Source organism: Streptomyces sp. NPDC002845 (genome assembly GCF_053591955.1).
Window position 1 is genome coordinate 1 of the sequence record NZ_JBSFUU010000047.1, and the last position, 16,485, is coordinate 16,485.

At 69.0% G+C, this 16,485-nt stretch carries 21 protein-coding genes; 11 read left to right on the forward strand and 10 right to left on the reverse strand.

Going from position 1 to position 16,485, the window contains the following annotated elements; translation table 11 throughout:
• Positions 1 to 21: 21 nt before the first annotated feature.
• From ACWD3C_RS29515 to ACWD3C_RS29525, 3 genes are read right to left on the reverse strand one after another with little or no spacing between them, the layout of a single operon-like run.
• Complete coding sequence (locus tag ACWD3C_RS29515) at positions 22 to 387, reverse strand: DDE-type integrase/transposase/recombinase (protein ID WP_451149272.1); 366 nt, start codon at positions 385 to 387, stop codon at positions 22 to 24.
• Complete coding sequence (locus tag ACWD3C_RS29520) at positions 384 to 743, reverse strand: IS3 family transposase (RefSeq protein WP_451149190.1); 360 nt, start codon at positions 741 to 743, stop codon at positions 384 to 386. Before ACWD3C_RS29520 ends, ACWD3C_RS29515 begins: the two co-directional genes overlap by 4 nt.
• Entirely contained in the window at positions 740 to 1,039 is a 300-nt protein-coding gene (locus ACWD3C_RS29525; protein ID WP_451149192.1) for a transposase, read from the reverse strand. Before ACWD3C_RS29525 ends, ACWD3C_RS29520 begins: the two co-directional genes overlap by 4 nt.
• Positions 1,040 to 1,445: 406 nt before the next feature.
• Here ACWD3C_RS29525 and ACWD3C_RS29530 point away from each other — a divergent pair, with 406 nt between their 5' ends.
• The 3 genes from ACWD3C_RS29530 (at position 1,446) to ACWD3C_RS29540 (ending at position 3,272) form a co-directional block, all read left to right on the forward strand.
• Positions 1,446 to 1,631, forward strand: a complete 186-nt coding sequence (locus ACWD3C_RS29530) for a hypothetical protein (RefSeq protein WP_451149194.1) — start codon at positions 1,446 to 1,448, stop codon at positions 1,629 to 1,631.
• 472 nt (positions 1,632 to 2,103) lie between these two features.
• Entirely contained in the window at positions 2,104 to 2,466 is a 363-nt protein-coding gene (locus ACWD3C_RS29535; protein ID WP_451149196.1) for a hypothetical protein, read from the forward strand.
• 227 nt (positions 2,467 to 2,693) lie between these two features.
• Positions 2,694 to 3,272, forward strand: coding sequence for an AMIN-like domain-containing (lipo)protein (locus tag ACWD3C_RS29540; protein ID WP_451149273.1), 579 nt, complete (start codon positions 2,694 to 2,696; stop codon positions 3,270 to 3,272).
• 50 nt (positions 3,273 to 3,322) lie between these two features.
• Here ACWD3C_RS29540 and ACWD3C_RS29545 read toward each other — a convergent pair whose 3' ends face one another.
• Both ACWD3C_RS29545 and tpg read right to left on the reverse strand, forming a co-directional pair.
• Complete coding sequence (locus tag ACWD3C_RS29545; protein ID WP_451149198.1) at positions 3,323 to 3,583, reverse strand: hypothetical protein; 261 nt, start codon at positions 3,581 to 3,583, stop codon at positions 3,323 to 3,325.
• Complete coding sequence (tpg, locus tag ACWD3C_RS29550; protein ID WP_451149200.1) at positions 3,580 to 4,983, reverse strand: telomere-protecting terminal protein Tpg; 1,404 nt, start codon at positions 4,981 to 4,983, stop codon at positions 3,580 to 3,582. The genes ACWD3C_RS29545 and tpg overlap by 4 nt, the downstream gene beginning before the upstream one ends.
• A 151-nt stretch (positions 4,984 to 5,134) precedes the next feature.
• Between tpg and ACWD3C_RS29555 the strand changes: the two genes are divergently transcribed.
• The 3 genes from ACWD3C_RS29555 to ACWD3C_RS29565 are packed head-to-tail and all read left to right on the forward strand — an operon-like array spanning position 5,135 to position 6,132.
• Positions 5,135 to 5,380, forward strand: coding sequence for a helix-turn-helix domain-containing protein (locus tag ACWD3C_RS29555; protein ID WP_451149274.1), 246 nt, complete (start codon positions 5,135 to 5,137; stop codon positions 5,378 to 5,380).
• Positions 5,353 to 5,451 (forward strand): winged helix-turn-helix domain-containing protein, encoded by a 99-nt coding sequence (locus tag ACWD3C_RS29560; RefSeq protein WP_451149202.1) that lies wholly within the window; start codon positions 5,353 to 5,355, stop codon positions 5,449 to 5,451. Before ACWD3C_RS29555 ends, ACWD3C_RS29560 begins: the two co-directional genes overlap by 28 nt.
• 3 nt (positions 5,452 to 5,454) lie before the next feature.
• Positions 5,455 to 6,132, forward strand: coding sequence for an IS630 family transposase (locus tag ACWD3C_RS29565; RefSeq protein WP_451149275.1), 678 nt, complete (start codon positions 5,455 to 5,457; stop codon positions 6,130 to 6,132).
• 17 nt (positions 6,133 to 6,149) lie between these two features.
• Here the strand turns inward: ACWD3C_RS29565 and ACWD3C_RS29570 are convergent, their stop codons facing one another.
• Entirely contained in the window at positions 6,150 to 7,502 is a 1,353-nt protein-coding gene (locus ACWD3C_RS29570) for an IS256 family transposase (protein ID WP_451149204.1), read from the reverse strand.
• Between the two features lie 848 nt (positions 7,503 to 8,350).
• Here ACWD3C_RS29570 and ACWD3C_RS29575 point away from each other — a divergent pair.
• The 4 genes from ACWD3C_RS29575 (at position 8,351) to ACWD3C_RS29590 (ending at position 12,040) form a co-directional block, all read left to right on the forward strand.
• On the forward strand, positions 8,351 to 9,196 hold the full coding sequence (locus ACWD3C_RS29575) for a hypothetical protein (RefSeq protein ID WP_451149206.1): 846 nt from the start codon (positions 8,351 to 8,353) through the stop codon (positions 9,194 to 9,196).
• The gene (locus ACWD3C_RS29580; RefSeq protein ID WP_451149208.1) at positions 9,193 to 10,125 is read left to right on the forward strand and encodes a terpene synthase family protein; all 933 of its coding nucleotides are present in this window, start codon (positions 9,193 to 9,195) and stop codon (positions 10,123 to 10,125) included. The genes ACWD3C_RS29575 and ACWD3C_RS29580 overlap by 4 nt, the downstream gene beginning before the upstream one ends.
• On the forward strand, positions 10,122 to 11,573 hold the full coding sequence (locus ACWD3C_RS29585; protein WP_451149210.1) for a cytochrome P450: 1,452 nt from the start codon (positions 10,122 to 10,124) through the stop codon (positions 11,571 to 11,573). Before ACWD3C_RS29580 ends, ACWD3C_RS29585 begins: the two co-directional genes overlap by 4 nt.
• A gap of 218 nt (positions 11,574 to 11,791) precedes the next feature.
• Positions 11,792 to 12,040 (forward strand): hypothetical protein, encoded by a 249-nt coding sequence (locus ACWD3C_RS29590; protein WP_451149212.1) that lies wholly within the window; start codon positions 11,792 to 11,794, stop codon positions 12,038 to 12,040.
• 281 nt (positions 12,041 to 12,321) lie between these two features.
• Here ACWD3C_RS29590 and ACWD3C_RS29595 read toward each other — a convergent pair whose 3' ends face one another.
• Together ACWD3C_RS29595 and ACWD3C_RS29600 are read right to left on the reverse strand one after the other, a co-directional pair.
• Positions 12,322 to 12,516: a hypothetical protein gene (locus ACWD3C_RS29595; protein ID WP_451149214.1), complete on the reverse strand. Its 195-nt coding sequence runs from the start codon at positions 12,514 to 12,516 to the stop codon at positions 12,322 to 12,324.
• Positions 12,517 to 12,797: 281 nt separating this feature from the next.
• A complete protein-coding gene (locus ACWD3C_RS29600; RefSeq protein WP_451149216.1) occupies positions 12,798 to 13,334 on the reverse strand; it encodes a hypothetical protein in 537 nt (178 codons plus the stop codon).
• 482 nt (positions 13,335 to 13,816) lie between these two features.
• Here ACWD3C_RS29600 and ACWD3C_RS29605 point away from each other — a divergent pair, with 482 nt between their 5' ends.
• Positions 13,817 to 14,818, forward strand: a complete 1,002-nt coding sequence (locus tag ACWD3C_RS29605; RefSeq protein ID WP_451149218.1) for a TIGR00341 family protein — start codon at positions 13,817 to 13,819, stop codon at positions 14,816 to 14,818.
• 241 nt (positions 14,819 to 15,059) lie between these two features.
• On the opposite strand, the gene ACWD3C_RS29610 is transcribed toward ACWD3C_RS29605, so the two are convergent.
• Positions 15,060 to 15,257: a hypothetical protein gene (locus tag ACWD3C_RS29610; RefSeq protein WP_451149220.1), complete on the reverse strand. Its 198-nt coding sequence runs from the start codon at positions 15,255 to 15,257 to the stop codon at positions 15,060 to 15,062.
• 155 nt (positions 15,258 to 15,412) lie between these two features.
• A complete protein-coding gene (locus tag ACWD3C_RS29615) occupies positions 15,413 to 16,210 on the reverse strand; it encodes a calcium-binding protein (RefSeq protein ID WP_451149222.1) in 798 nt (265 codons plus the stop codon).
• Positions 16,211 to 16,485 lie beyond the last annotated feature (275 nt).

Sequence of the window (16,485 nt, forward strand, 5' to 3'; positions counted from 1 at the left end):
CAACGCCAGTCGAAGCACGGGTCAGGCCACCGCCCGGAGCGGCACCCGATCATCCTCACAGTCGAAGCATGATCCGGTGCGTCCGCAGCTGTTCCGTAGTCCCAGCTCCCTTATTCGGTCGGAGAATTGAGTCGAGGTGTATTCGCTGCCGCGGTCACTGTGGATCACGCAGCCGGGCTCCAGGTTCCCTCGGCCGTAGGCCATGTCGAGGGCGTCCACGACGAGTTCTGCGCGGTGGTGATCAGCCATGGCATAACCGACGACCTCGCGGGTGGCCAGGTCCAGCCAGCAGGCGAGGTAGAGCCAGCCCTCGGCAGTGGGCAGGTAGGTGATGTCGCCGACCAGCTTGATCCCGGGCCGCTCGGCGTGGAAGTCGCGGCCGATCAGGTCAGGGCCGGCTTCGCCTTCTTGTCGGGCCGGGTCAACGAGCGGCGCTTGCGCCGGGTGACGCCTCGGATGTCGCGCTCGCGCATCACGCGGGCGATGCGCTTGCGGTTCACCCGCCGCCCCAGACGCCGCAGTTCAGCGTGGATGCGCGGGACACCGTAGGTACGGCGGGAGGCGACGTGCAGCACCCTGATCTCGTGCGCGAGCGCATCGTCGGCGGCCTGCCGGGCATGGCGGGCGGCCTCGCCCTCGCGCCACGCGTAGTAGGAGGAGCGGGCAACGTGCAGCACCCGGCACAGCACAACGATCGGGTAGTTCGCCTTCTCCGCATGGATGAACCGGCACAACTCGCTCACCGGTCGTTCTCCTTCACGAAGAAGGCGGTCGCTTTTTTCAGGATCTCGATCGTCTGCTGCTGCTCGCGGTTCTCCCGCCGCAGCCGCTTGAGCTCCTCGCGCTCGGCACTGCTCAATTCGCCGGGAGTGCCCTCGCCCTGCTCCGCCTTCGCCTTGCGGTACCAGCCGCGCAGGGACTCGGAGCTGATGCCGAGTTCCCGGGCGACCGCCGTGACCGTCTTGTCCGAGGAGTCGACGAGCGCGATCGCATCCCGCTTGAACTCTTCGGTGTACCGCTTCGTGTACTTGCTTCCCACCTGGTGCTACTTCCTCTGGAACTCAGGTCCCAGTCTCCAGGTGTCCACGATCAAGGGGAAGGTTCAGATATTGCATGTTTCCTGAGCTGCGATGTTGCACTTTGTTCCGCTGGATTCTCGACTGTAGCGGGGCTGGAATAGGGCCGCAGCGCCATCGCCGGATCAATCCGGCGTGGTGCTCCAGACAGGCAAGGGCCCGTGCCGCGCTTCGTTCCCCAACGCCCGCGGCACGGGCTTCGCCATCCATCCAGCACAATTACAGGAAGGACCTCTCCAGGATGCTTGATCATCTACCTGCAGAGGTAGAGCCGTCAGCCTCAACCCACCCGCACACCGTCCACGCAACCGCCCTCGGCGCAGCCGCGTACCCGCCCGAGGACGCACCGCACCACCATGGCGGTGCAGCATGACGTCATTCCAGGTTCTGGCACTGCTCCTGGCGCTCTCCGTCGCCCTCAACCTCGGATGCGCGTCCGGGATCATTGCCATCTACGCCGGAGCCGGCATCGCCCAGGCCGTCTTGATCGGCGGAGGCACCGTCGGCGGCGTGATGACCCTCTTCCTCGCCGGCGTCGGCGTCTACCGGCACTGACCGCAAGTCCCTTGCCGCCACGCACGGCGGCAAGGGGCACCCATGAATGTGGCCAGCACATAGCTGTCATGTGGGCATCTCTCGGGGTCACCGGCATCTGGCGGAGGACGATCAGCTGTACGTCTCGGTCAACTGACGGCCCGTGCGGGGTCAGGGCTCGATGAACGGCAGGGCGACGGCATGCAGTTTGGTCTGGAGGTTGATGTCGCTGGTGGCGACGTACCACGCGGATCCGGGGTGCCGGGACTGCAGGAGCAGGGTCGAGGCGATGAACCGGTCGTCCGGGACGTTCAGGTCGAGCCAGTCGGGCAGCGCGTCGGACTTGGGCTCGATGTACTCGAATGATGGCCCACCCCACTGACATTCCCGGTCCCGCCAAGTTCCGTCGCCGGGGAAAACCCGCGCACCAAGGCCCGGGCGGCTGGTCGCCGGCGTCCGGGGCGAGGCGCGCGAGCTCGGTGAGCAGCGCGGCGTGCGCGAGCAGCGGTGGCGGCAGGAGGCCGGCTGCTGCCGTGCGGGCGGCCGGGTCGGTGTAGTGCCCGAGGTGCGCGGCCAGGGCGTGGGCGAGCCAGGCGTCGACGTCGGCCTGGACGTACCCGCCCGCGCGGCGGGTGAGTACGTCCCGGACGGCTTCGTCGTCCTGGCGGGGCTCGGTCTGTTCCAGCGTGCCCAGCTCGCGCAGCGCCTGGAGCTCATCGGCGCGGGCCGCGATCCGGTCGGCTTCGTGCAGCCCGGCTTCGCGGGCGGCGGCGGCCGCGGCTTCGGCGGCGAGCTCGGCCTGGACGACGGCATCGGCGTCCGGGTCGTGCACGGTGCCCGGGGCCGCCGCGGTTAGCAGCTGGTCGATGCGTACCCACTCCGCGAGCTCCGCACGGCTGCGTTCGTCGTCGGCCAGGTGCTCGTGCCGCGAGTCCTGCCGGGCGTCGAACCTGGCGTCCTCGAGGGAATCTCACAGACGGCAAGATTCCCCATTTGCCCCGTCTGGCGTACAACCTTCCGGTGCCGCGGGCCGTCTGACCTTGCATCAGAGTTACGCGACCAAGCGCGACCAAGGGGGACATGATGCGACGTATCGGAGCGGCAGTGGCGGTGCTCGTGCTCGCGGGCGCCACGCTGGGGACGGCGGCGAGCACCGCGGGCGCGGCCCCGGCGGAGGGCTCGCGCACGGCGGCGGCGACCTGCCCGACGGGCTGGGGAAGCGGCGCCAAGGGCGGTGCCGCCCAGGGGCCCGATCACCTGGAGAACATCAGGACCGGACAGCACGAGTGCTACGACCGCATCGTGTTCGACGTGCCCGGCGGCGGCGACCAGATCGGCTACCACGTCCAGTACGTGGACCGGTTCTACGCGGACCCCTCGGGCGAGTACATACCGGTCGCCGGCGGGGCGATCCTCGACATCCGCGTCGGCGCGTGGAGCTACGACCTGGAAGCCGGCGTGTGGACCTACCCGGGCGAGGTGGGCGAGCCCCTGCCCGGCGTGAACATCAGCGGGTACAGCACCTTCCGGGACACCCGGTTCGGCAGCACCTTCGAGGGCCAGACGCAGGTCGGTCTCGGTGTGCGCGCCCGACTGCCGTTCCGCGTGATCCAGTTGGACGACCGGGTCGTGGTCGACGTGGCCCACAGCTGGACGAGCTAGCCCTCGCCCGGTCCGGCACGGACGCCACAGTCCTTGTGTCGCCGCCCGGCTCAACCAGCTCCAGGTTCAGCAAGCCCGCTCGAAAGCGTACGCGCATCCAGGCAGCGGCCTCGACAATTACTTCGATGGCACACGCCTAACCTTCGGTGCCGGTCGGGGCCGTCCTCGCCGGGGTGGACCGTCTCGCCGAACGGGGGCTGGGTCCAGGCGATGACCCTCCCGTCGGCGAGCAGTTCTTCGTAGTGGTGCCCGATGTCGCTGTGCTCTGCCCAGACCGCGACGACGACCTCGTGCTCCTGGTGCTCGCTCATGCCGGGCTCCCCAGGGCGTCGGTCGTTTCGGTGGCGCGGGTGAGGAACGCGGCGAGGTCGGCAGTGGCCTCGGGGTCGGCGGCGGTGAGCCGGGCCGCGAACGCCAGCTGGTCGACGCCGGCGTCCGGGGCGAGGTGGGCGAGTGCGGACAGCAGAGCGGCGTGGGCGAGTACGGGCGGCGGCAGGAGGCCGGCGGCTGCCTCGCGGGCGGCCGGGTCCGCGTAGTGCCCGAGGTGCGCGGCCAGGGCGGGGGCGAGCCAGGCGTCGACGTCCTTCGGCGCGTACGACCCGGCGCGGCGGGTGAGTTCGTCCCGGGCGGCTTCGTCGCCCTCGCGGGGCTCGGTCTGCTCCAGCGTGCCCAGCTCGCGCAGCGCCTGGAGCTCATCGGCGCGGGCGGCGATGCGGGCCGCTTCGCGCAGCTCGGCTTCCCGGGCGGCGGCCGCGGCTTCGGCGGCGAGTTCCTCCTGGACGACGTCGTCGGCGTCCGGGTCGTAGACGGTGCCCGGGTCGGCGTCGGCGAGCAGCTGGTCGATGCGTTCGCACTCCGCGAGTTCCGCCCGGCCGCGTTCGTCGTCGGCGAGGTGCTCGTGGCGGGAGTCCTGGCGCGCGTCGAAGCGGGCGTCCTCGAGGGCCGCCGCGACGGCGGCCGCGGTCATCCCCTTCGCGCGGCGGCGGACCACGCGCCAGCCGATGCGGGCGGGGTCGACCGGCTCGCGGGGCGCGGCAACGCGTGGGGCGAGCGGTCGGCGCACGGTACGCCGGGGCGGCCAGGGCGTGGTCATCTTCGGGCTCGCATTCGTGGTGCGGATTTGGAAGCGGGCCGCCGCCAGAACACTGTGCGGCGGCCCGCCGATACGTCTTATAGCAGGCCATGAATTCCGCGTGGTCAGAACTCTATCTCTATACGACCGCACGTGCGTGAAATCCGCTCGGAGGCCTCGGGCGCGGGAGCCCCATTCCGTGAAATACGACTCGGTGATGGCCTCCGCGACGACCGGATGCAGGTCTTGATCCGTCGCACCAGCCTCCTGTAGACGGAGGATCTCAGCGGCGTAGGTGGGCGAGATCGCCGTGCTGATGAAGCGCTCGCGGCCGTCGTCCGAGCTCCCCGTGCAGGTGAATCCGAAGTAGGCGTAGACCTCCACCTGCATACCGCCGAACGTAGCCGCACACTCTCGTGCTTGAGCCCTGACCTGCGGTTGCCACTCGGATTTGGTCTCCTCCACCAGGGCTGCCCGGAGCTTCTTCTGGGGCTTCGTCAGCTGTCCGGCGCGGTAGCGCTCCACCGTACGTCGCGAGACGCCCAGACGCTCCGCAAGGGCCTTGGTGGACCTCTTCGCCCACGTGAGAAGGAATTTCACCTGAGCCTTTGCGGATTTCGGCGCGGGCCGGGTGAACACCTTGCGCTCCGCCCGGGTGAGGGCCTCTATTGATCCGAAACGGTAGGTGTTCCGGGTCGTTGATCCCTGCGTGAGTGAACTGGTGGGGGATGCACGGCAGTTGTCGCCGTCGGCGCAGGAGGCCCTTCGGCTGCGGGCGGTGGCCGCGTTGGTGGCAGGCCGGACTCGCGAGGATGTCGCGACGGTGTTCCAGGTCTCGCTCAAGGCGGTGGACAACTGGTGGGCGAAGTGGCTGGCAGGCGGGCTCGAAGCGCTCGTGGCCAGCCCCGCGGGCGCCGGGTCGGCGAGCATCAGGTTCTCGATGCGGTCGAGCAGCAGGCAATCCGGCAGGCCGTACTGGATCACCGCCCCTGTGACCCGGGGCTGGCCGTGCAGCTGTGGACACGTGCCGGGGTAGGGGATTTGATCGCGAAGCTGTACCGGGTGCGGCTGACCGAGCAGGGCGTTGGCAAGTACCTGCGCCGCTGAGGCCTGTCCTTCCAGCGCCCGGACAAGCGGGCCGTCGAGCAGGACGCGGAAGCGGTCCGCGTCTGGCTGGAGGAGACCTGGCCGGCGATCCGGGCCAGGGCAAAGGCGGAGGGTGGTGAGGTGCTCTTCGCCGACCGGGTCGGCATCCGTTCCGACCAGGTCACCGGCCGCACCTGGGGCGCCAAGGGGTGCACCCCGGTCGTGTGCCGCACGGGCAACCGGTTCTCGGTCAACGCGATGTCCGCGATCAGCCCCAAGGGCCGCATGCACGTCATGGTGTTCACCGAAACCTTCGACGCCGACGTCATGTGCCGCTTCCTGGACCGCCTCGCGGGCCACTTCGACCACAAGGTGCACCTCGTCGTGGACGGTCACTCCGCGCACCGCTCCCGTAAGGCCCGCGCCTGGCTGGCCGATCACCCGGACCGCATCGAGCTGCACTTCCTGCCGTCGCACTCGCCGGAGCTGAACCCCGACGAGCTGGTCAACGCCGGCCTCAAACGGAGCCTTCCGATGCACAGCCGGGCCCGCGACCAGGCCGAACTCGCCGCCGAGACCCGCAGGTTCTTCCATCGGCGTCAACGGCAGCCACACATCGTCCGCGGCTACTTCGGAGGCCCATACGTCCGCCTTACATCAGGTCGCGTCCGCGGAGCGGTGGAAAAGGGCTCGACGCGGTAGTTCCGTGGGGGGGCATGTTACGCGGCTTCCTCGAGTGCCGCGGCGATCTCAACGGGCGTCTTGTACAGCGGGGTTGGCGGCCCCAGCAGGGCGCGGCGCAGGTCCTGCAGTGTCCGCGGGGCCTGCGCTGTCATGGTGAAGCCGCGCCAGCCGCGGGAGGCGCGGTCCAGGACCGCCCAGATGAGGCTGACGCAGGAGGTCTCGCCGGGGAACCGGCCGATGACTATGACGCGGCGGCGGGTCTCGCCGAAGGTCCGCTCGATGAAGTTGGAGTGCCGGATGCGCTTGTGGTGCTCGGCGGGGAAGCGCAGGTAGACGGTGAGGCTGGCCCGGTCGGCTTCCATGGCCCGCATCGCGGCGGGGTAGGTGCCGGCCCACTTGTCGATGAACGCGTCGATGCGCCGCTGGACGGCCTCGACGAGCCGTTGACCGGGCTCGATGCCCTTCAGCGCCGCGTCGCTGGTGTCGAAGCAGGCCCAGAAGTCGGCGCGCACGGCTTCCTGGTCGTCCCTACTGATCTTCGCGAGGACGTTGCGCAGTTTGTGAATGGTGCACCTCTGTCGCAGCGCCTTCGGGAAGACCTGCTCGGCCGCGCTGATCAGGCCCTTCGCGCCGTCGGAGATCACCAGCAGCGGGGAGGCGAGGCCGCGGTCGGCCAGGTCGGTCAAGAAGCCGTGCCAGGCGTCGGTCGACTCGCTGTTCGCGCTGTCCAGGCCGACGAAGACGGGCTTGCCGTCGGTGGTGATGCCCCAGGCCGCCAGCACGGGCTCGGCCGCGTGCCCGTCGTGCATCTTGAAGTGCGAGGCATCCAGGAACAGGTAGTCCAGCCGGAGGCCGGCGAGGTCGCGGCGCCGCCAGGCGTCGAACTCGTCGCGGATCGCGGTGCAGATCGCCGAGACGGTCGACTTCGACAGCGCGGCCTCCGGGCCGAGGGCGTCGGCCAGGGCGTTCTCCACGTCGCGGACCGACATCCCCCGGACGAAGGACGCGATGACCAGCGACTCCAGAGCGTTGGTACGGGTGGCCTGCGTGCCGAACAGGCGGGAGGCGAACTTCTCGGTGGTGCCGCGCAGCTTCGGGCGGGCCACCGTGATCGGGCCTGCGGTGGTCTTGATGGTGGTCGGGCAGTGGCCGTTGCGGTGCCCCGGGCGGGCGGTGGCCTGGCCGTCCTCGTCGACGACCGCGGTGGCGCGCTGGTAGCGGGCACGGCCGAGGAAGGCGTCGACCTCGGCTTCCATCGCGGTCTGGATGATCAGGCGGGCGCCGAGCCGGGCCACGTCTTCCAGGACATCGACCAGGTCGCGGTCACCGGTGAATAGGGCATCGATCTCGGCATGGATGGCCTCGGTGGGCGATACTCGTCGGGACACGAGCGTGGGTCTCCTTCGTGCGAACTTGGCGGTTCTGCACGGAACTTACGCTCGTGTCCTCTTTTCCACCGACACTCGGACGCGACCCTACATCCTCGAATAGAACCCTTTGAGTTTCTGATCAATAGGACCTTGTTGCGGCGCGGGGCCGGCTGCTGCGTGTCGTCGCTGTCGATCATTCGTCCAGGGAACCCCCGGTTCCCCTGTGGACAAGTGCCGCCGCCGGCGGACCCCTGTGGTGGCCGATCGTGTGATCGCCCATCACGGCCTGCCCAGCGGCTCGTTGACCAGGGCGCTGGACTCTCCCGCCGCACGGGCAAGAGCTGCGGCGATGCCCTCGCCGCTCAAGGGCTGGTCGATGTGCCAGGTGCCAGTTCCGTCATGTTGACGCTCGGCGCCCCCGAGCCGAAGAGGCGCCATCACCACCCGGTTCGCACCCCACGCGCTGCCTGTGCTTCATGTGCGCCGCCTTAAGTGGGCGGTGCCCGGTTAACCGAGATACAAGGAAGTCCGCCACTCGATGGCGTTGGTCAGGTCTCCCTCCGGCTGGTCCCGCCGGTGGCGCCCCTGGCCGGGTCCGGACGTCGCATGGGAGGGCGAGGATGTGCGCGGGGAGTTTCGGGGCGGTTCCGGGTTCTCTCGCCCCACCACGGTCAGACTCGCACCGGGGAGCTGCAGAGCGCGGCTGGGATGCGCTGTGCCGGCACAGCGCGGGTCTGCCATCCGCCTCCATCTGCCTCAGTGCCGATTTCGGCGACCCGTCTTCCCTCACCCAGACCCGTGATCTCGTCCAGTCCCGCCTGGACGTCGACCTGGAAATCGACCTGGCCAAAGAGGGCTTCACAGCCATGCTCGCACTGGAGCACCTGCCCCGGCCTGCGCCGGCGCACGGTCAGCACCTGCTGGACTCGTTGGCCGGGCAGGTCGAGGCATGCGGGAACGGCAACCGGTACCGGTTCTTCCCCAACGTTCCGGAGTTCGCTGCGGACACTGACTGCACGGCGGTGGCCGCCGCCGCGCTGCACCGGCACCAGCGGCTGACAGCCCCGCGGTTTCACGCCATTGCGGCAGAGCTGCTGCGGGCCAAGGCTCCGCCGACCCCTGGAGAGGAGAACCTCGTACCGGGGGCCGTCATGGTCTACTGGGACGACGCTGTCGAGCCGTACGCACGGCGGCGGGGCCGCAAACAAGATGCGGTCGTCAGCGCCAACGTTCTGCGCACGCTGATCCTGGCCGATCAGCACACCACCTGCGCAGGACGCCCGGTAGCCAAGGCCACCCTGGCCCATGTGAGACAGCATCTGCTGTCGGGCAACTACGTGAACGGGACCCGCTACTACCCCTCACCGGCCAGCTTCCTCTTCGCCGTCGCACGCCTGTGCGCGACCTCACCCGACGTTGCACAGCGGCTCGGGTCGCCGCTGCGCCGCGCATGCGCCGCCGCGACGAGCGCTGGCCCGCTCGATCTCGCGCTGCTGACGATCGCCGCCGATCAGTACGGCGGCAGCGAGGGACAGACAGCGCGACGGGAGAGGCTGGCGGCCTGCCAGCGGCCTGATGGTCTGTGGCCCGCGGGCGCCTACTTCCGCATGGGCCGTGTCCCCGTCCACTTCGGCTCGCCCCAACTCACCACGGCCTTCGCCCTGCGTGCACTCAACCCCGGCGAGGGACAAACAATGGCGGCCCGTTCATGACCGCAGACCCGCTGAGCTGCTACCGACGCCAGCTGGCCGGCCCTGAGGAGCACAGGCTCGCTGACGCCCTCCTTGACTGGGCGCTCACACACTGCCGTTGCTCGCGCGGCACGGCCTGGCACGCGAAACGGGCCTTCTATGCAGCAACCTTCACCGCCTGCTGCCGGCCGCCGGACACTGTGTGGTGGGAGACGTTGCTGGCTGGGAAGTTCAACATCTTCTACTTCAACGTCGATGACGGCCCGGCCGACGAGCTCACCCAACTCACCGCGCAGCTACACAGCCAGTCCCACACCACCGCCGGCGAACTGGGAATGCTGTACCGCGCCCTGCTCGCCGACATGCGCGGACGCCAGTTGCCCACCGTGCAGTTGCAAGCCGACATCGCAACGCTTTGCGCCGCAGCCGACGCCGAGGACCAGCAGGACATCACCATCATGACCGGCGAGCAGTTCCACACCCTGCGGCTGGCGACTATCGCCGCGCTGCCCTTCATCACCTGCTGGGGCGCGATCCGAGGACTGCCTTTGACCAGCGAGCAGAACCTTGTCGAAGCGGCTGCCGAAGCGATCTACCTCGCCAACGATCTAGCATCCCTGGACAAAGACTGCGGCCCTGACGCCCCTTGCGCCACTGCCACCTCCAATTACGTGCTCTTTCACACCGCGCGCGTCACCGGCGGTCTGCCAAGCGCCGTCGAAACCGCCACCGCCCGCTACAACCACCTCATCGCCAGCCTCGCGAAGCACACAGGAGCCTCCGCCGCGGCCCTCGTCAGCATCGTCGACGGCAATCTGGACGCCCATCTGCGTCTGGCCGCCACGCGCTTCCCCGGCGCCGCGCACCGCCTTCGCCAACTGAGCCGCATCCAACCTGACGGACCCGCCCACCATCCCGCAGCCCTCAACAACGGAGCGAAGACGCCATGAACGCCGCCTCGCCGCTCACCCCGGCCGCCGGTACAGTGCCTGGCGCGATTCCCGTACTCGGGCACGCCCTGGCCCTGCTCCGAGCGCCGCTGCCGTTCCTCCGCTCCTTGCCCGCACACGGAGATCTGGTCCAGCTCCGGTTTGGCCCCCAGCGCGCCTACATGGTCTGCACCCCAGAACTGACCCACCAGGTCCTCACGAACGACCACACCTTCGACAAAGGCGGACCAGTCATCGACCGCATCCGCGAAACGATCGGCAACGGCGTCGGCACCTGCCCCCGCAGCGAACACCGGCGCCAGCGGCGCCTGGTGCAACCAGCCTTCACCGCCGCCCGCCTCGCCGACTACGCGCCGATCATGACCCGCGAAATCACCGCTGTCACCGAGCGATGGCAGCCGGGACAGACCATCGACGTCCTGGCTGACATGCAAGCCCTCACTGGCCGGATCCTGGTGTCAACCATGTTCGCGGGCATCGCAGAACACCGCATCACAGCAATCATCGACAGCCTGAACGCGGCCCAAGACGGCTTCCTCACACGGGTAGCCCTGCCTACTACCGCGGACAAGCTGCCTCTCCCGGCACAAAGGCGCTCCCGCAAGGCCCGCGCCCATCTACGGCACCTCCTGGGCGGCATCATCGACCAGCGTCGCTCCGACCCGCACGGCGAGGACCACGGTGACCTGCTGTCCACCCTCCTGGCCAGCCCGGACAGCTCCCCCGAGGCCGAACCCGACTTGACGACGAACCAAATCATCGACCAGTGCCTGAACTTCTTCTTCGCCGGAACGGAGACCGCCGCCACTCTCATGACCTGGTCCCTGCACCTCATCGCCCTGAACCCGGACATTGAACAGCAACTGCACGCCGAGGCCGACCAGGTCCTCGCCGGCGCGCCCGCGACTTACCAGGACCTGCCACGACTGGAACTAGCCCGCCGGATCATCATCGAGACCCTGCGCCTGTACCCCCCGGGCTGGATCCTCACCCGCACCACGACACAAGACACCCGTCTCGCCGGGCGTCTTCTCTCCGCAGGAACCCCGGTCGTCTACAGCCCATACCTCATCCACCACCACCCCGACGTGTATCCCAACCCCGAGGAATTCGCTCCTGACCGCTGGAAGGACAACAATCCCAGCACTCAGCCCCCACACGGCGCCTTCGTGCCCTTCGGCGGCGGCGCCCGCAAATGCATCGGCGACAATTACGGCATCATCGAAGCCACCCTCGCCCTGGCCAGCATCGCCGCACGCTGGCAACTGGACCACGCACCCGGCACCCGCGTACGCCCCACCGCGCGGATCAGCCTTAGCCCTCGCGGCCTGAGCATGATCGCCATCCCCAGATTCAGCCGCGCGTCGATCGAGTCTGTCAAAACGAGCGGTGTAACCAGGGTGGTTGGGGTTACTGACGGGCTGCGGAGAGTCGGCCATCGAAGGTGATGTCGAAGGCGTTCAGAAGCTGTGTCGGAACCGGTGATCTGTGACGTTCTGTAACGGATGGGCGCGTGGGGTGCCGGAACTCGGAGCGTCAGGACGCGGCGACCGCCGTGGAGCGATAGACAGGAAGGGTGCAGCAGCGAGCCCGACAGTGGCGTCGAGGACGAGGCCCAGCCTGAGCTGTGTGACCTGTGCGGGGCCGTGGTCTCGGACGGCACCGAGTGGTATGCCCTGGTCCCGGACTCATCGTCGATCAGTACAAACACCGGCCATTCATCGAGCCCCAGTTCTGGGCCGGGAAGATCGCCAGGGCTCTGCAGAAGCATGGGGGTCGGCTCAGCGAGGAGGACCTGGCCGAGGAGACCGGGCTGACCCCGGAGCAGATCGAGGCCGGGGTGACATGGCAGAGCCTGGAGTATCTGCGCTGGCGCGAGCAGTTCGGTGACGACGGTCCCGGTGCGTCCTCGTAGGCCGGGGTGGCTCAGCTGGCGAGCTTCGGCTTCGTCACCCTGCCGGGGGCGGCGGCAAGCCGGCGGGCGCGGCTATGGTCAGGGCTGGCCTCGACATCGGTAATCGGCCCCCTCAAATTGGCCATCGCTGGCGCCGCCAAACGTTCGATGACGGTGTGCGATGGCCCCACCTCGTGGACGTAGGTGGAGGTGAGCGCCGGTGGGGCCGCTTCGAGACGTCACCCGCTGTTCTCCGACCAGGTGGGGCCAAATGGCCAATATCGAGGGGCCGCTGAACGACGTCAGAGCCAGTCAGGGCCGTGGACACTGAGCTGGAGCCGGGCGGTGGGCGGGGCGATGACGAGGACGGGTTCCCGATCGACGACGAAGAAGAGTCTCTCGCGAGCTTGATGGTCCGCGAGATCACCGAATACCTGGACCAGTCCGGGCTCGTCGACCAAGAGGACTTGGGGGGAGATCCAGCCGGACTTGAACAAGCTGGCGCGGTCGATCGCGAGGCAGGTCGAAAGCCACCTCGGGATGTGACCCGCTCGCAGTCCCTCCACTCCGAGATTTACGCCCAATCCAGATGTCGCACCAGGAAGACGCCGGGGCCGACCTCCCGAGAGGAGGCGCGTATCCGGTCAGCGATGCCGGAGGGCCAGACAGTGCCGGATGGGTCACGTCCACGGACGTGGTGTACGGCGGGTTGTCGAGGCCATCGCCGATCGGGGTGGTTTGAGCGTGCACGCGGGTGGCGTGGGGCATAAGGCAGCGGTCATCGGCTGAGCCTTCGGGAGAACGCCTCAAGATCTCCGAAGGAGGCCGTCCGATGACCGCTCCGCACAGTGTCTCGTTCCCCGAGCTGCTGGAGGACTATCTCGCCTCGGCGAGTCCCGATCTGGTGCGGCAGATGCTCAACCTCCTCCCCCAGCGCACCGCGCGCACCGTGCAGCACATGCCAGTTGGACAGCACATACGGCGTGCCGTCGGCCTTGTCGAACACGATGCAGCCGATCGTACCCGCCGACACGGTCACCGCCCCGACGCTCGCGCCAGGCTGGATGGGGTCCAGACGGGTCTTGCGAGGCGGGCTCTCGACCTCGGCCACGCGGCGGAACTGCGGCTTGTAGCTGCGCTCGATGACGTCAGTGGGCACCTCGACGCCGTCCACCATGACCGTCTCGGGGATCGGAGCCGTGTGCAGTGCCTCCAGCGCCTCCGGCTCGGCCTTGCGCACGACCGTGAACTGCAGCGCCACCTGCTTGCCCCGCCTGCCGCCTGTGACCTTGTGGCCGATACCGACAGAGGTCACGTTCGGATCCGCAAGCAACTCCGGACCCCGGGTGCGGATATACCGCCGCAACGACGCGATCAGCCTGTCCTGGGCGAGCGCGGTGTTCTTCGGCGAAGACGTAGTCTTCTTACTCCTTGGTGGCCATGACAGGGGCGTCCCTTCGCCAGAGGAGACGGCGCGTGCCACATGCCCCGCAGCCCGGCCGGAGGCAGGCCCGGTGGCCGCTACAACAGCCGCCCATTCGCTACGCATGGTAATGAAACAGGTGCGGATTGCGTGTGGAATGTGCGTCCCCGGGAGTTCGTGGCGCATGCGCATGTCCTCTGAGCGGACCTCACCGCGGCACATGTCGCGGCGGCCCTCGAGGGGCGACGTCTGAGCGGAGTCAGGGGGAGCGGCGATGTCTTTGCGAACGCCCTGTGGCTGTACGGGCCGGGATTGACCGGTCGCGCGCCGTGTCCGGAGCGCCGGGACCGTGCTGGTCGTGATACTTGGAGGGCATGCTCAACGCAGTGCGTGCCCGTGTTCTGCCGGCATCCCAGCGCCGTTCCCTGGACGAACTGGCACAGGATCTGGACTTGTCGTCAGGGGACAGCACGGCCAAGCGTTCGGCGTTCTGGACGATGCTGGTGCTGTCGTCGGTCATCGCGGTCGGCGGGGTGCTCACGGACTCGACGGCCACCGTGATCGGGGCGATGATCATCGCGCCGCTGTCGACGCCCATCATGGGCATCGCGCTGGGGTCGGTGCAGCGCCGCCGGATTGGAGCGGCCAGGGTCGTGTTCTTCGCCTGCCTGCTGGTGATCGCGGTCGGGATGGCGTTGTCGGTGGCCCTCCCCGGTGACTACGACCTGCTGTCCAACAGCCAGATCGCGTCGCGGACGTCGCCGGGCCTGATGGACCTGATCGCTGCCCTGGCAACGGGGTTCGCCGGTGCGGTGGCACTCGCCCGACGGGACGTCGCCGCCGTGCTGCCCGGAGTCGCGATCGCCATCTCCCTCGTTCCGCCCCTGGTGGTGGCCGGAGTGTGCCTGGGACACCTGGCGGGATGGCTGGCGCTGGGTGCGCTGGTGCTGTTCGCGTCCAACCTCTTCGCGCTGGTCTTCGGAGGCATGGTGGTCTTCGCCGCCCTCGGCTACGGCGCTCAGGCCGACAAGGCGGTCGGTCGGCCCGCCCGCAGGGCGTATGTCGTCATGGCCCTGCTGTTCGCCGTCGTGTTCGTGCCGCTGGCGGCCCACACCGCGCTCACTCTACTGCTCAACGCCTGGACCGGCCGGGCCAAGGACGTGGCGGAGCAGTGGCTGGCCGACGAGCCGGGCGCGTCCGTCACGAGCGTGGACGCGGCTTCCAGGACGATGCACATCCACGTGCGCGTCCCCGGAGACCTGCCGCCGGTGGAGGGTCTGCTCGATCGTCTTGAGGGGCAGATCCCGGATGGCGTTCCCATCGTGGTGGATGCGGCGCGTGGTTGGCGCATCGACGCCGGCAGGGTCGGCGACTGAGTACCATTCCGGCAGACTGGGGCTCTGCCCGGCGGTCTCCTTGTTGCTGTGCCCTGGAGGGACACGAGCGCAGGGGTGGTTCCGGCTGCCTGCCAGCAGGAACGGTTCATCAGCAGTCCTTAGGAACAACGGAGATCGGTGTCCGCAACGCTACGAGCCACGACTCCTGCTGACACTGGTCCCAACCACCGTGGGGCCGGTGGGGTTTTCCCTACCTGGCGAGCGACGTGTTGGTCCCGGATTACTGGAGCACGACAGCGCCCGCCCCGGTGACCGGCTCTTGGGGGCGGGCACATACGGCGGTGAGGAGAAGCCGCACAGCGGTGCCACGGTCCAGGAGTACCTCGGCCATGCCGCCTTCTGTGTGGCCGAGGTACTCCTGGACCGTGGCACCGGAGCCTCGGACGGTTTCACCGTCGACCACACCGCGGATCAGCACGTGCCCCGGTCCTGCGAGTGCGACGGCCAGGTCGCGGCCCGTCGCCCGCAGCGGCCCGGCGAACCGAGCGTCGGTGCCGCGCTTTTGATGCAGCCCCGGACGCGGGGACCGTGGCCGTCACAGCGCCGCTGGACCGGGGCTGGGGAGCAGGTGGCTCAGAAGAGTGTCTCGCAGTTCACCCGGGCCTCGATCCGGATGTCGCACTGGTCCGCTGCGCCCGCGCCGCCGTTGCCGAAGTCGCCTGCACCGGTGGGATCGGCCAGTAAGTCGTTGCCGCGGCCGCCGTAGAGCTGGTCGTTGCCCGTGCCGCCGTCGAGGTCGTCGGCGGCTGCCTGGCCGCGGAGGGTGTCCGCTCCGGCGTCGCCGTTCAGGGTATCGGGGCCGGCCCCGCCGTAGATGGTGTCCGGGCCCGCGTCGCCGGAGATCCGGTCGGCTCCGGCTCTGCCGTAGAGTGTGTCGCCGCCCGCGCCGCCGGAGATCCGGTCGGCCCCTGCCAGGCCGTCGATCCAGTCGGCGCCGCCGCCGCCGTCCAGGGTGTCGGCGCCGGCGTCCCCGGTGAGGCGGTCGTTGCCCGTGCCGCCGAGCAGGGTGTCGGCGGCGGCTCCGGCGAAGATGGTGTCATCGCCACTGCGGCCTTCGATGTGGTCCCGGCCCTGCCCGCCGGTGATCCAGTCGTCGCCGCTGCCTCCGATGACTGTGTCCGCACCGGCTCCGGCGCAGATGACGTGGTTGCCGGTGCCGCTGAGGATGATGGTGTCGTTACCGGCTCCGGTGGAGACCACCAGGGGGGTGTCGGAGCTGAGTACGATCCGGTCGGCGCCGTCCGTGCCGACGATGTCGGCGGGCATGTCGTTGCAGGTCTCCAGTGGCGCGGCGTGCGCTGCCGTCGGCAGGGTGAAGGCCATGACGCCGGTCAGCATGGCCACGACAAGCGTCTGTCTCGCAGTGCTCATCTAGGTTTCCTCCCCGGTTGAGGCAAAGAGCTCGAGTGTGAACCCGCTGCGGTTCTCCACCCCTTCTGTCCCCTCCGTCGCCGGATGGCCTGATCAGGGCCGTGTGCCGCAGCGACACTTATCGTGCCGTGAGGTGTGCGTCCCGTGACGGCCCGATCGCGCCAGTTTTTGTCTTCAGGCGTACGGGGGCGGCCTGGCGGGACCAGAGGGAGGCGCTGGTCACCGTCGCCCCCGCCGTCGGGCGGCTCACCGTGGACCGCAACCGCGTCTCGCTG

What these genes read in the sequence shown, in the direction of transcription:
- ACWD3C_RS29605 (WP_451149218.1), top strand. Translation starts at nt 13,817, where the DNA reads ATGCTCAACGCAGTGCGTGCCCGTGTTCTGCCGGCATCCCAGCGCCGT.
- ACWD3C_RS29575 (WP_451149206.1), top strand. Translation starts at nt 8,351, where the DNA reads ATGCTCGCACTGGAGCACCTGCCCCGGCCTGCGCCGGCGCACGGTCAG.
- ACWD3C_RS29545 (WP_451149198.1), bottom strand. Translation starts at nt 3,583, where the DNA reads ATGAGCGAGCACCAGGAGCACGAGGTCGTCGTCGCGGTCTGGGCAGAG.
- ACWD3C_RS29615 (WP_451149222.1), bottom strand. Translation starts at nt 16,210, where the DNA reads ATGAGCACTGCGAGACAGACGCTTGTCGTGGCCATGCTGACCGGCGTC.
- ACWD3C_RS29585 (WP_451149210.1), top strand. Translation starts at nt 10,122, where the DNA reads ATGAACGCCGCCTCGCCGCTCACCCCGGCCGCCGGTACAGTGCCTGGC.
- ACWD3C_RS29540 (WP_451149273.1), top strand. Translation starts at nt 2,694, where the DNA reads ATGCGACGTATCGGAGCGGCAGTGGCGGTGCTCGTGCTCGCGGGCGCC.
- ACWD3C_RS29580 (WP_451149208.1), top strand. Translation starts at nt 9,193, where the DNA reads ATGACCGCAGACCCGCTGAGCTGCTACCGACGCCAGCTGGCCGGCCCT.
- ACWD3C_RS29530 (WP_451149194.1), top strand. Translation starts at nt 1,446, where the DNA reads ATGACGTCATTCCAGGTTCTGGCACTGCTCCTGGCGCTCTCCGTCGCC.